Raw genomic sequence first — 12762 nt, 5'->3', positions numbered from 1 at the left:
CGGACCCTCCACCCGGCGCCGCTCCGGTACCGGGGTGAGGATCGCGGGGTGGACGTCGTCGCGCTGCTCGGCCTGCTCCTCCTGGGGATCGTCGTCCTCACCCCGCTCGCCGGGCGGGTGGGGGTCCCGCAGCCGATCGCGCTGACCCTGTACGGCCTCCTGCTCGCGCTCGTCCCGGTCGTGCCGACCCCGCGGGTGCCGCCGGACGTCATCCTCCCGCTCGTCCTGCCGCCGCTGCTGTTCGCCCAGACGCTGCGCGGCTCCGTGCGTGAACTGCGCGCCGACGCCCGCGCCGTGACGGTCCTCGCCGTCGGTCTCACGGCGGCCAGCGCGGCCGCCGTGGCGGTCGTGGGTCACCTGCTCGGGCTGCCGTGGGCGGTCGCCGTCGTGCTCGGCGCGGTCGTCGCCCCGCCGGACCCGGTGGCCGCGACGGCCGTGGCCCGCACGCTCCGGCTGCCGCCGCGGCTCGTCACGGTCCTGGAGGGGGAGGGCCAGTTCAACGACGCCACCGCCCTGACCACCTACCAGGTCGGGCTCATCGCCGTCGTGGCCGGTGGGATCGGACTGGGGGAGGTCGGGTGGCGGCTCGCGCTGCAGGTGGTCAGCGGCGTCCTCGTCGGGCTCGCGGGCGGAGTGGCCGCCCGGGCGGCGCTGTCCCGCCTGGCCGACGCCTCCGTGGAGACGACGATCACGCTGGCGCTGCCCTTCGCGGTGTACCTGCTCGCGGACGCCGTGGAGTCCTCGGGCGTGCTGGCCGTCCTGGCCGCCGGGTACTTCCTGCGCTCGCGCGGCCACCGGGCCTCGACGTCGGCGGGGTGGGTGCTGGGTCGGTCGGTCTGGCGCTACGTCGACTTCCTCGTCACCGGACTGCTCTTCGGGTTCCTCGGCCTGGAGCTCACCTCGGCGCTGGAGGACACCTCCCGCCTCGGGGACGGTCACGCGCTGGGCCTGGCGGCCGCGGTCATCGGGGTCCTCGTCGTCGTGCGCTTCGCCGTCGTCCACGGCGCGTCGGCGCTCGCGGGCCGGCGCGCGCGGCGGCGGGGATCGGCGACGCCGGCGGGGTGGCGGGAGGCGACCGTGGCCTCGTGGGCGGGCATGCGCGGGGTGGTGACGGTCGCGACCGCGCTGGCCCTGCCGCTGACGGGGGAGGACGGCCCGTTCCCCCACCGGTCCGAGGTCGTGCTCGTCGCCCTCCTCACCGTGCTGGTGACGCTCGTCGCGCAGGGCCTGACCCTCGCGCCGCTCGTCCGGCGGCTCGGGGTGGGGACGGCGGAGTCCGCCGACGAGGACGCCCGACGGCTGCGGCGGGACGCCACGCGAGCGGCGCTGCGGGCCGTCGCGGGAGCCTCGGACGTCGGCGAACGCGCGCGGTCCACCGTCACGACCCGGTACCGGGCCCGGTGGGAGCACCAGGACCGCATCGTGGGCCTGTTCGACGAGGGCGAGGAGGAACCGGAGGCCGTCGAGGAGCTCGGCCGGCTCATGGTGGTGGCCACCGACGCCGAACGCGACCGCGTGCAGCAGGCGCGCCGCGACGGCGAGGTGAGCCCGGCCGTCGCCGACCGGCTCCTGCTCGACGTCGAGGCGCGCGCCGCCCGCTACGAGTGAGGCTGCCCGTCCTCGCCGTCCTCGGACCGGGGGTTGAGCGCGTCAGGGTCCGCGTCGGGGTCTGCGTCGGGGTCCGCGTCACCACCGCTCCGGGCGCCGTCGCCGGTGCTCGTGCCGCGCGTGTCGCGGGGGTTCAGCTGCCCGGGATCGGCGTCGGGGTCGGGCGTCGGGTCCTGCGCCGGGTCCTGCTCATGTGGTTCGCTCATGCACCCACTCTGGGCGGGCGCCGGGCGTTCCGCCCATCGTGATTGCCCGGTCACCCCGGGTGAGGCAGAGTGAGCGGGGTCGTCGCCGGGCTCCGTGGCTGTCGTCGGCACGCGCTGCAACCAGTCGGCGCGCCGCAGACGACCGAGGAGATCCCCCGTTGCCGTCGGCCCGCCTCACCCTGCCCTCAGACCCCGGAGCGGTCGCCGTGGCGCGGCGCTGGGCCGTCGACCGCTGCCGTCAGGAGCTGGGGGACGACGGGCCCGGCTGGGACGCGGTCCCCCTCGACGTCCTCGACGAGGTCCTCGACGTGGTCGAACTGCTGACGTCGGAGGTGGTCGCCAACGCCGTCGTCCACGGCGCGCCGCCGGTGCGGCTGGAGGTCGAGTGCGGCCCCGACCACGTCACCGTGGCCGTCCACGACGGCAGCGCCGAGCCGCCCCACCTGCGGGCGCGGGACCTGGAGAGCACCGGCGGCCGTGGGGTGGCGCTCGTCGACGTCATGGCCGACGAGTGGGGATCCCGGCCGGCGCCCGAGGGGACCGGCAAGGTCACGTGGTTCCGCTGCGGGTTCGCCGCCGCGCAGGTCACCTGACGGTTCCGCTCGCACCGCAGTCGCCTCGCCGTCCGCTGTGCGGCCCACGACCCCAGCCACGACCCCAGGTCGCCCACCGGCATCGGGCGCGCGTGCACGAACCCCTGCACCTCGTCGCAGCCCAGCGCGCGCAGCGCGTCGACGGTCGGGACGTCCTCGGCCCCCTCCGCGACGACCCGCAGGCCGAGCTGGTGGGCCAGGCCCACGGTCGCGGCCACGATGGCGTGCACGCCGGCGTCCCCCAGGACCCGCTGCGTGAAGGAGCGGTCCACCTTCAGCTCGGTGGCCGGCAGGTCGCTCAGGTGCGCCAGCGAGGAGAAGCCCGTCCCGTAGTCGTCGATGCTCAGCCCGAACCCCCTGCGCCGCACCGCGTGGCACAGGTCGAGCCCGGCGTCGCCGTCCTGCACGAGCGCCGTCTCGGTGACCTCCAGGACGAGCGCGGACGCGTCCAGGCCGGCGGCCAGCAGGTCCTCCAGCACCGGCAGCAGCGCGGGATCGGACAGGTCGGTCGCCGACAGGTTGACCGCGACCGACAGGTCCGGCCACCCGTCCGCGCGCCACCGGGTCGCGTCGTGCGCCGCCGTCCGCAGGACGTGGACGGTGAGCGCTCCCGTCAGGCCCTCGTCCTCGACGACGTCGAGGAAGGCCCCCGGGGACAGCAGCCCGAGCAGCGGGTGCCGCCAGCGCACCAGGGCCTCCACGCCCCGGACCCGGCCGTCCGCGAGCCCCACCTGCGGTTGGTAGAAGACCTCGAGCTGCGCGACCTCACCGTCCCGCCACAGCGCTCGCAGGTCGTCCGCGAGCCCGGCCCGACGGCGCGCGGCCGCGTCGAGGTCGGCGTCGTACAGCCGCACGCCGCAACGGCTCGCCTTGGCCTGGTACATGGCCGTGTCGGCCTGCCGGAACAGCTCCTCGCCCCGCTGCCCGCCGGTGGCCACGCCGATGCTCACGCTGGTCCGCCGCTCGTCCTCGGCGGCGGCCCCCAGCAGGAGGTGACCGAGCGCGGCGGCCGCCGGTTCGTCGGCGCCGGGCGCGAGGACGGCGAACTCGTCCCCGCCGAGCCGGCACAGGAGGGCCTCGGGCGGGACGACGTCGGCGAGCCGGCCGGCGACCGCGGCGAGGAGCCGGTCGCCCGCGTGGTGGCCGAAGCGGTCGTTGACCTCCTTGAACCGGTCGACGTCGAGCACGAGCAGCGCGCGCCCCTCGGCGGGCACGGCGAGCGCCTGGTCGAAGGCCCGGCGGTTGGCGAGCCCGGTGAGCTCGTCCGTCAGGGCCTCCTGCCGGCGGGCCGCGAGGGAGGCCAGGTCGCGGATGAGGCGGACGACGCGGAAGCTCACGCCGACGACGGCGGCCGAGGCCCACACGACGGCGAGGGTCGTCACGTCGGGGGGCAGACGGGTGGCCCCGGCGAGCACCGACACCCCGGCCAGCAGCACGACGAACGCGCCGATCGTCAGCGACTGCGTCGTCGCGGGCTGGGGCCGGGCCGGCCGGGCGGGCATCCGTGCGGCGAGCCCCACGCCCAGGGCGAGCGCGGCCGCCCCGGGCACGGCGAACCCGGGCCGCCCGGTCGCGGCGAGCACCTGCCCCGCGAGCGCCGAGGCGGCACCCGCGCTCATGAGCCACGGCCGCAGGTCGGTCAGCAGGGCCGCCATGCTCGCGACCGTCAGCGTCGTGCCGAGGACGACGAAGAGCGCGGCCCCGCCGACCAGCCGCTGCTGCAGACCGACCACGTCGGGCAGCGTCCACCCCGCAGCGGCCAGCGCCAGGTCGGCGACGGCCACGACGGCGAAGATCGCGCTGATGCCGTTGAGCCAGTCGCCGGGGTCGGTCGTGCGCGTGCTCGTGCGGTTCCACACGATGAGCCCGCGGTACAGCAGGGCGCAGCCGACGAGTCCGGCGGCCGTCAGGACGGCGGGGGCCCCGCCCAGGAGGTCGACCGCGGACCCGGCCGTCGCGACGAGCGCGGCGGAGCGGAACCACCGCCAGACCTCCCGCTCCGCCTCCACCCGCCGGACGCGGTCGTGCAGCAGCGCCAGCGACAGGGCTCCGGCCCCGGTCCGCAGCACGGGTTCGGCCTGCGCCGGCCACAGCACGGCGACGGCGGCGGCGGCGAGGGCGACGGCGAGGCGACGGCGAGGGCGAGGGCGAGGAGCGCCACGGGCCCGGCCACGACCACGAGCCGTGGGGCGCGGGCCGGGACGGACGGTCGTCGCTCGCGCTCGTGGGGGCGGGCGCGGTCGGCCATGGGGGCACCACTTCCGGTCGGAGAAGAGGCACCCGGCCGGCTGCAGGTGACGGGGGACCATCGGCACGGCGACCCCGATCGCGCAGGCACCGGCGGGGAGGATCCCCCGTCCGGGTCAGTCGTCGGCGGGTGCCCGCGGGTCCGGCACCTCGAACTGCACGCGCGCGATGTCGCGGCACAGCGGACCGAACAGCTCGGCGCGGACCCTGTTGTGCTCGACGTCGGCGTCGTACGCCCGGTAGGCGTCGGCGTCGGCGAAGTCCAGGGTCAGGGCCCAGTCCCAGTTCCCCGGGCGCAGCCCGGCGTCGGTCCCGACGTGCACGGCCAGCAGGCCCGGCGGGTCGAGCGCGACGATCGCGCGCAGTGCCCGGTCCAGCACGCTGCGGTCGGCTCCGGGGTGCAGACGGCCGACGACGACGTTCCTGATCACCCGGCCAGCACAGCACAGGCTTGCCCCGCCCGGTCGTTCGGGACAGGCTGCGCCCGTGAGCAGAGTCGTCCGCTTCGAGCGGTGGGGCGGCCCGGACGTCCTGCGCGTCGTCGAGGTCCCCGCCCGCCGCCCCGGACCCGCCGAGGTCCAGGTCACCGTCCGCGCCTCGGGGGTGACGGCGGGGGAGTCCGCCGCCCGCGAGGGGGCCCTGGCCGAGCTGTACCCGCGGGCCTTCCCGGCCGCCACGGGTTCGGAGTTCGCCGGGGTCGTCACCGACGTCGGGTCCCGCGCGCGCCGGTTCGCCGTCGGCGACGAGGTGCTCGGCTGGAGCCCGGAGCAGGGCGGTCACGCCGACGTCGTCGTCGTCCCGGAAGGTGCCCTCGTCCGCAAACCCGCCGCCGTGTCCTGGGAGGTCGCGGGCGCCCTCTACGTGGCGGGCGTGACGGCGTGGACGTGCGTGGAGTCCACCGGGGTGGGGGACGGGGACGTCGTGCTCGTCGTCGGCGCGGCCTCGGACGTCGGCACCCTCGTGGTCCAGCTGGCCCGCCTCTGCGGGGCCGGGGTCGTCGGCGTGGCCGAGGCCACCCACCACGACTGGTTGCACGCGCACGGCGCGGACGCCGTCGAACCGGCCGACGCCGGGGCGCTGGCCCGGGTCGTGCACGGGCGCGCCGGTCGCGTCGACGTCGTGGTGGACACCACGGGCGCGGACGTCGACCACCTGGCCGAGGCCCTGGGGGTCCCGGCCTCCCGGTGCGTCGCGACGCTGCCGCTCGAGGCCGACCTGGAGTTCGGTCCCGCCGCGCCCCGACGCGCGGAGGTCCTGGCCGAACTCGTGGACCTCGTCGCCCAGGACCGGTTGCACGTGCCCATCGCGGGGGCGTTCGCGCTGGACGACGTCGTCGAGGCGTTCGCCACGGCCGAGCGCCCGCACCGACGGGGCCGGATCGTCCTCCTGCCCTGACCGCCCGGCAGGAACCGGTGGGGCCGCCGGCGGGTTCAGTCCTCCTCGGGGGCGACCCGCTGCGCGGCCAGCCGGACGGCGGTGTTCCCGGCCCCGAACCCGGCGTACCCGCCGCGGCGTTCGACGACCTCGACGAAGAACTCCCGGCTCACCGAGCGCGCGAAGAACTGCAGGAACTCCCCACCCCGTTCGTCGCGGTCGTAGAGGATCCCGCGGCGCCGCAACGACTCGCAGAACTCCTCGTCGAGGTCGAACCGGGCCGCGAGGTCGTCGTGGTAGTTCCCGGGCACCGGCAGTGCGCGCCCGCCCGCGGCGAGGAACCCGTCGACGACGGCCACCAGGTCGTTTGTCGCGAACGCCACGTGCCCACCCGTCAGCGGCCGCCCCCGCAACGTCGCCGACGTGGGGCCCACGTTGAGCGCGATGCGGACCGGGGAGCGCGGTGAGGTGTGCGGCCGGGAGCGCACCAACCCGTCCGGGGCCGGGATCTCCGACAGTTCCCCGGCCTGCAGGCCCAGCACCGCGGTGAGGAACAGGCCCGCGGCGTCGAACCCCGCGAACGGCTGGGGCAGCGTCACGTGGTCGATGCCCGTGAACCCGCCCTGCGGGGCGACGTCCGCCGGGGCGGGCACGGGGACGAAGTCGTCGCGCCACTCCGGTGCCGTGCTGCAGAACTGCACCCACGTGCCGTCCGGCGCGACGAGGGAGGGGATCTCCGCCTCGCCCGGGCCCACGGGTCGGTGCACGAGCGGGGCGAGCAGGTCCCGCGCGCGCTCGGCCAGGGCGTGCGGCTGGTCCACCTCCAACCCCAGGGAGGACAGCCGCGCCCGGTCCTGGGCCGACCGCTGGTTCACCACGACCCGCACCGGCCCGCGGGTCCACAGGTCGACCTCGCCGCGGCGGTGCACCCCGGTGCGCCGCAGGCCGAACGCCGTCAGCAGCGACTCCACGGCCGGCAGCCCCGCGCCCGAGGCGGCGACCTCGACGAAGGCCCAGTCGCGCGGGACGGGGGCGGCCGGCAGCGTCCCGGGGACGGTCCGGTCGGCGAGGTATCGCAGCGAGCGCAGCGCGTCCACGGCCGTGCGGCCCGGGTCGGCCTGGCGGTAGAGGTCGTTGAACACCTCCAGGGACACCGGCCCGTCGTACCCCGCGGCCAGGACGGCCCGCTGGAACCGGGCGAGGTCGAAACCCCCCTGGCCGGGGAACAGTCGGTGGTGCCGGCTCCAGGGCAGGACGTCCATGCCGAGCAGCGGCGCGTCGGCGACCTGGCAGAAGAACACCTTCTCCAGGTCCGCGATCCCGTCGGGGTCGTCGCCGCGGGACAGGACGTGGAAGGAGTCCACGCACGTCCCCAGGGCGGGGTGGTCGGCGAGCGCCACGACGCGCGCCCCGTGCCGGTAGTCGGAGACGTGGGCCCCCCACGCGAGCGCCTCGTACGCCAGCCGCACCCCCGCGGCGGAGGCGTCGTCGGCCAGCGCGCTCAGCTGTGCCGCCAGCTCGTCGTCGTCGCGCACCGCGGCCGCGTGCACCGAGGAGCACACCAGGACCAGGTCGCACCCGAGCTCGCGGACGACGTCCAGCTTGCGCCGCAGGCGGTCGCGGACGCGCGCCGCGCGGGCCGGGTCGACGTCGTCGGGGTCGCGGAAGGGCTGGTACAGCGCGATCCGCACCCCGAGGTCGGCGGCGAGGGAGCGGACCTGCGCCGGTCGCAGCGGGGAGGTCACGAGGTCGGGTTCGAACACCTCCACCGCGTCGAAGCCGGCGGCGGCCGCTGCGCGCAGCTTCTCCGGCAGGGTCCCGGCCAGGCTCACGGTCGCGATGGAGGTGCGCACGGTGACCACCCTGCCACCCCGGACGTCCCCGGGGGTGGTGCTGCGGGAGGGCCTCGTAGGGTGCGGCGGTGGAACCCCGACCCGTCAGCACCCCGTCCAGCGAACCGTCCCGCGGGCCCGAGGGGGTCGACCCCGACCGCGTCCTGGGCCGCACGTTCGCCGCCGTCCTGTTCGACATGGACGGCACCCTCGTGGACTCCACGGCCGCCATCGAACGGTCCTGGACGACGTGGGCGGTCGAGCACGGCGTCACGGGCGAGGCACTGCGCAACGCCGCCGGCCACGGGCGTCCGGCCCCCGAGATCGTCGCCGACCTCGTCGGGCCCGAGGCCGCCGTCGCCGGCACCGCCCGCATCCTCGAGCTCGAGACCACCGACGTCGACGACGTCGTCCAGCTGCCGGGGGTGCCCGAGCTCCTGTCCGGCCTGCCCGCCCACCGCTGGGCGGTCGTCACCTCCTGCTCGGCGCCGCTGGCCGACGCCCGCCGGCACGCCGCGGGGCTGCCCGACCCCGACGTGCTCGTGGTCTTCGACGACGTGGCCAGGGGCAAGCCCGCCCCGGACTGCTTCCTCCTCGGCGCGCAGCGGCTCGGCGTCGACCCGGCCGACTGCCTCGTCGTGGAGGACGCCCCGGCCGGTCTGGCCGCGGCGCGGGCCGCCGGGTGCGCGACGCTCGCCGTGCGCACGACCCACCCGGACGGGCCGCTGGACGCCGACCTCGTCGTCGCCCTGCTGACCGCGGTGCGCCTGGACGCCGGTCCGGAGGGGGTGCGCCCGCGGCTCGTCCCCGCCGGCTGACCCGTCCCGACCCGTCCGGGGGGCCCCCCGAGGTGCCCCGAGCTGTAACGCCGGGGCGCGCCGGGTCGATGACCCACCCGGAACCCGGTCGCTGCCCGGACCCCCGAGCGGGCAGCGACCGGGTCTCCCCTCGCACGACTCGCGCTGCGCCCCTGCTCGGGGCTCGTGGGCACGACCCGCTGGGCGACGCGTGCGGTGGGCGGTGGGGACGGCCCCTCGCGGTAACCTCGGCCCATGCCGACCGCCACCGCCGCACAGCCTCCCCGTCCGTTCGGGACGGTGCTGAGCGCGATGGTCACCCCCTTCCGCCCGGACGGGTCCCTCGACCTGGCCGCCGCCGGCTCCCTCGCCGAGCACCTCGTCGCCACCGGGCACGACGGCCTCGTCGTCAGCGGGACGACGGGGGAGTCGCCCACGACGACGGACGAGGAGAAGGACGCGCTGCTGCGCGCGGTCCTGGACGCGGTCGGGGACCGGGCCACGGTCGTCGCCGGCGTCGGCACGAACGACACCCGGCACACGGTCGAGCTGGCCCGCGCCGCCGAGAAGGCCGGCGCGCACGGTCTGCTCGTCGTGACCCCGTACTACAACAAGCCCCCGCAGGTCGCCGTCCTCGCGCACTTCGAGACGGTCGCCGACGCGACCGGGCTGCCCGTCATGCTCTACGACATCCCCGCCCGCGCGGGTGTGCCGATCGAGACCGAGACGCTCGTCCGCGCGGCCGAGCACGACCGGATCGTCGCGGTCAAGGACGCCAAGAGCGACCTGTACGGCACCGCCCAGGTGCTGGCCCGCACCGACCTCGCGTACTACTCCGGCGAGGACGCGCTGAACCTGCCGCTCCTGACCCTCGGCGGGTCCGGCGTCGTCTCCGTCGTCAGCCACGTCGCCGGTCGCGAGCACGCCGCCATGGTCGCCGCGGTCGACGCGGGGGACCTCGTGACCGCCCGCACCGTGGCCTCCCGGCTGCTGCCCGCCGTCCGCGGCATCATGACGCGCACCCAGGGTGCCGTCGCCGTGAAGGCCGCGCTCGAGCTGACCGGCGTCCTGCCCGGCCGCACCGTGCGCCAGCCCCTGCTGCCCGCGACCCCCGCCGAGGTCGAGGCGATCCGCGCCGACCTGGCCCTCGCGGGCCTCGCGGCCCCCGCCGCCTGACCCCCCGAACCTCAGTCACACCCGTACCGACCGTGGCGGCCCCCGGGCCGCAGGAGGAGCCGCATGAGCCACCCCCACCCCGAACTGACGTCCCCGCCGCCGCTGCCGAAGGGCGCCCTGCGCGTCTACGGCCTCGGCGGTCTGGGCGAGGTCGGGCGCAACATGACCGTGCTGGAGCACGAGGGCAAGCTGCTCGTCGTCGACTGCGGCGTGCTGTTCCCCGAGGACCACCAACCCGGTGTCGACCTCATCCTCCCCGACTTCGGGCCCATCGCCGACCGCCTCGACGACATCGTCGCCCTGGTCCTGACGCACGGGCACGAGGACCACATCGGGGCCGTGCCGTACCTGCTGAAGCTGCGCTCGGACATCCCGCTGCTGGGGTCCCAGCTGACGCTGGCCCTCATCGAGGCCAAGCTCAAGGAACACCGCATCAAGCCCTACACGCACGCCGTGCGCGAGGGCCAGAAGGAACAGCTCGGCCCGTTCGAGTGCGAGTTCATCGCCGTGAACCACTCGATCCCCGACGCCCTGGCCGTCGCCATCCGCACCGCGGCCGGGCTCGTCCTGCACACGGGCGACTTCAAGATGGACCAGCTGCCGCTGGACAACCGGATCACCGACCTCAACGCGTTCGCCCGCCTGGGCGACGAGGGCGTCGACCTGTTCTGCGTCGACTCCACCAACGCCGAGGTGCCCGGGTTCACCGCGCCCGAGCGGGACATCGGCCCGGTGCTCGAGCAGTTGTTCGGCCGCGCGGAGAAGCGCATCATCGTCGCCTCCTTCGCCTCCCACGTGCACCGCGTCCAGCAGGTGCTGAACGCCGCGGACGCGCACGGGCGCAAGGTGGCCCTCGTGGGTCGCTCGATGGTCCGCAACATGGGCATCGCGGCGGACCTGGGGTACCTGACGGTCCCGAAGAACCTGCTCATCGACCTCAAGCAGGTCGACGACCTGCCCGAGGACCGCGTCGTCCTCATGTGCACCGGGTCGCAGGGCGAACCCATGGCGGCGCTGTCGCGCATGGCCAACCGCGACCACCGCATCGCGATCGACGCGGGCGACACCGTGATCCTCGCCAGTTCCCTCATCCCGGGGAACGAGAACTCGGTGTACCGCGTCGTCAACGGCCTGGCCCGCCTCGGGGCCACGGTCGTGCACCAGCAGAGCGCGAAGATCCACGTCTCCGGACACGCCAGCGCCGGGGAGCTCCTCTACTGCTACAACGTCCTCAAACCGCGCAACGTCATGCCCGTGCACGGGGAGATCCGGCACCTGCTGGCCAACGCGGAACTGGCCGTCAAGACGGGCGTCCCGCGCGAGCGCGTCGTCATCGCCGAGGACGGCGTGGTCGTCGACCTCGTCGACGGGAAGGCCAGCATCGTCGGGGCCGTCCCCGTCGGCTACGTCTACGTCGACGGGTCGAGCGTCGGGGAGATCACCGAGGCCGACCTGAAGGACCGGCGGATCCTCGGCGAGGAGGGTTTCATCTCCATCTTCGTCGCGGTCGACTCCGTCACCGGCAAGGTCGTCTCCGGCCCGGAGTTCAACGCCCGCGGGTTCATCGGCGACGGCGACGACCGCTTCAACGCCGTCCGAAAGCGCGTGGAGAACGCGCTCAACGAGGCGTCCACCGGTCCGGTGGACACCTACCAGCTGCAGCAGATCGTCCGGCGCACCGTGGGGACCTGGGTGTCCCAGACGCACCGCCGCCGGCCGATGATCGTGCCGGTCGTCGTCACCGCCTGACCCGCGCGGACCTGCTCGCGGTCGCCCTCACTCGCGGGGGCGGCCGCGCCGCAGCGCGATCCACACGACGAGGTTCACGAGCAGCACGACCCGCGCGGCGCCCAGCGTCGCCTCCAGCGAGACCGCCGAGCGGGGCAACGCCGCCACGACGAGCGAGCCGAGCAGCAGCAGCACCGCCGTCACCCAGGCCACGACGAGCAGGGGCCGGCGCCGCGAGCGTTCGGCCACCGCGTGCTGCAGCGACCGGGGCACCGCCCGCCACGTCGGGACGAACCACGCGGCGAGGACACCCCACCCGAGCACGAGCACGATCCAGCGCCACGGCACGACCGACCCGTCCGCGCCGCCCTCGCCGGCCCCGCTCTCGACGGCCTCGGCGATGCCCACGCCGAGCGCGGTGAGCAGCCCGGCCACCCACACCCGGCGGGCCAGGCCGACCGCGAGGACGTCCACGTTGTGCCGGGCCACCGCGCTCTGCGGGTCCGCGGCGAGGGAGTCGCCGAGCAACCGCGCGCCCCGGCCGAGCCGGTGGGAGTTCAGCGCCAGCGCCCCCAGGTTGTTGAGGGCGTCGGCGTGCCCGGGTTCCAGGCGCAGGACGGCCTCGTAGGCCGCGACCGCAGCGCGCCGGCGTCCGCGCCGGTGCTGGACCAGGGCCAGCACGAACAGGGGACTGGTCAGGCCGGGCCCAGCCTCCACGGCGGCGTGCGCCGCGTGCAGGGCCTCCCGGCGGCCGCCGCGCCGGGTGGAGAGGACGGAGGCCAGGCGGGCCAGCGCGTACGGCTCGGAGGGTTCGCAGCGCACGGCCTCCCGCGCGGCCCGCACGGCCTCGCCGTGGCGGCCGAGGTGCTCGAGGGCCACGCTCGCCAGCCGGTGGCCGTGCTCGGCGGCCGGGTCGACGGCGACCGCGGCCTGGGCGGCCTGCAGCGCCTGCGGCCAGCGCTGCAGCTGGATCTCCGCGACCGCCGCCAGCCGCAGTGCGACGGGGTGGCGCGGTTCCGCGGCCAGGACCTCGTGCAGGGTGCGCAGCGACTGCTCCCACCGTCCCGCGTCCCCGAGGGCCTCCGCACGGCGCAACGCCAGCTCGGTGGGGGAGGGCGGCACGCTCGCCGGGTGGCCCGGGCCGTCGGGTGGGGTCGGCACCGGGCCTCCTGCCTCGTCTCTGCGGGATCGTGTCCGAAGG

Annotated in this window: 10 protein-coding genes and 1 pseudogene; 6 read left to right on the top strand and 5 right to left on the bottom strand. The window is 76.1% G+C overall.

The annotated features are described in order from the left end of the window. The first annotated feature begins 48 nt into the window (after window positions 1–48). Complete coding sequence (locus tag AB1207_RS08495) at window positions 49–1608, top strand: cation:proton antiporter (RefSeq protein WP_367637592.1); 1560 nt, start codon at window positions 49–51, stop codon at window positions 1606–1608. Here AB1207_RS08495 and AB1207_RS08490 read toward each other — a convergent pair. Then, the gene (locus tag AB1207_RS08490; protein ID WP_367637590.1) at window positions 1599–1814 is read right to left on the bottom strand and encodes a hypothetical protein; all 216 of its coding nucleotides are present in this window, start codon (window positions 1812–1814) and stop codon (window positions 1599–1601) included. The genes AB1207_RS08495 and AB1207_RS08490 overlap by 10 nt on opposite strands. Between AB1207_RS08490 and AB1207_RS08485 the strand changes: the two genes are divergently transcribed. Continuing rightward, a complete protein-coding gene (locus AB1207_RS08485) occupies window positions 1802–2407 on the top strand; it encodes an ATP-binding protein (RefSeq protein WP_367637842.1) in 606 nt (201 codons plus the stop codon). The two genes, AB1207_RS08490 and AB1207_RS08485, sit on opposite strands and share 13 nt — an antisense overlap. Before the next feature lie 95 nt (window positions 2408–2502). Here AB1207_RS08485 and AB1207_RS08480 read toward each other — a convergent pair. Both AB1207_RS08480 and AB1207_RS08475 read right to left on the bottom strand, forming a co-directional pair. Next, window positions 2503–3909 (bottom strand): annotated as a pseudogene (locus tag AB1207_RS08480) (putative bifunctional diguanylate cyclase/phosphodiesterase); the annotation flags it as partial. A gap of 861 nt (window positions 3910–4770) precedes the next feature. After that, a complete protein-coding gene (locus tag AB1207_RS08475; protein WP_367637589.1) occupies window positions 4771–5085 on the bottom strand; it encodes a Dabb family protein in 315 nt (104 codons plus the stop codon). A gap of 55 nt (window positions 5086–5140) precedes the next feature. On the opposite strand from AB1207_RS08475, the gene AB1207_RS08470 reads away from it, so the two are divergent. After that, window positions 5141–6049 carry an NADP-dependent oxidoreductase gene (locus AB1207_RS08470; protein WP_367637588.1) on the top strand — a complete coding sequence of 303 codons (909 nt, stop codon included), beginning with the start codon at window positions 5141–5143 and terminating at the stop codon, window positions 6047–6049. 35 nt (window positions 6050–6084) lie between these two features. On the opposite strand, the gene AB1207_RS08465 is transcribed toward AB1207_RS08470, so the two are convergent. Then, window positions 6085–7881, bottom strand: a complete 1797-nt coding sequence (locus tag AB1207_RS08465) for a sugar phosphate isomerase/epimerase and 4-hydroxyphenylpyruvate domain-containing protein (protein ID WP_367637587.1) — start codon at window positions 7879–7881, stop codon at window positions 6085–6087. 68 nt (window positions 7882–7949) lie between these two features. Here AB1207_RS08465 and AB1207_RS08460 point away from each other — a divergent pair, with 68 nt between their 5' ends. The 3 genes from AB1207_RS08460 (at window position 7950) to AB1207_RS08450 (ending at window position 11582) form a co-directional block, all read left to right on the top strand. Further along, window positions 7950–8678 carry an HAD-IA family hydrolase gene (locus AB1207_RS08460; protein WP_367637586.1) on the top strand — a complete coding sequence of 243 codons (729 nt, stop codon included), beginning with the start codon at window positions 7950–7952 and terminating at the stop codon, window positions 8676–8678. Window positions 8679–8912: 234 nt separating this feature from the next. After that, window positions 8913–9833, top strand: a complete 921-nt coding sequence (gene dapA / locus AB1207_RS08455) for a 4-hydroxy-tetrahydrodipicolinate synthase (protein WP_367637585.1) — start codon at window positions 8913–8915, stop codon at window positions 9831–9833. A gap of 63 nt (window positions 9834–9896) precedes the next feature. Further along, on the top strand, window positions 9897–11582 hold the full coding sequence (locus AB1207_RS08450) for a ribonuclease J (RefSeq protein ID WP_367637584.1): 1686 nt from the start codon (window positions 9897–9899) through the stop codon (window positions 11580–11582). Window positions 11583–11609: 27 nt separating this feature from the next. Here AB1207_RS08450 and AB1207_RS08445 read toward each other — a convergent pair whose 3' ends face one another. Further along, window positions 11610–12722, bottom strand: a complete 1113-nt coding sequence (locus AB1207_RS08445; RefSeq protein WP_367637583.1) for a tetratricopeptide repeat protein — start codon at window positions 12720–12722, stop codon at window positions 11610–11612. Window positions 12723–12762: the final 40 nt, after the last annotated feature.

Origin of the sequence: Kineococcus endophyticus, from assembly GCF_040796495.1 — a bacterium.
GTDB classification, from domain to species: Bacteria; Actinomycetota; Actinomycetes; order Actinomycetales; family Kineococcaceae; genus Kineococcus; species Kineococcus endophyticus.
Note: the sequence above shows the minus strand (reverse complement) of the source record. Positions and strands in the feature narration are given on the sequence as shown.

Bases quoted from the DNA above. Each gene is read 5' to 3' on its own strand.
- AB1207_RS08490 (WP_367637590.1), bottom strand. From the start codon at position 1,814: ATGAGCGAACCACATGAGCAGGACCCGGCGCAGGACCCGACGCCCGAC.
- dapA (WP_367637585.1), top strand. From the start codon at position 8,913: ATGCCGACCGCCACCGCCGCACAGCCTCCCCGTCCGTTCGGGACGGTG.
- AB1207_RS08450 (WP_367637584.1), top strand. From the start codon at position 9,897: ATGAGCCACCCCCACCCCGAACTGACGTCCCCGCCGCCGCTGCCGAAG.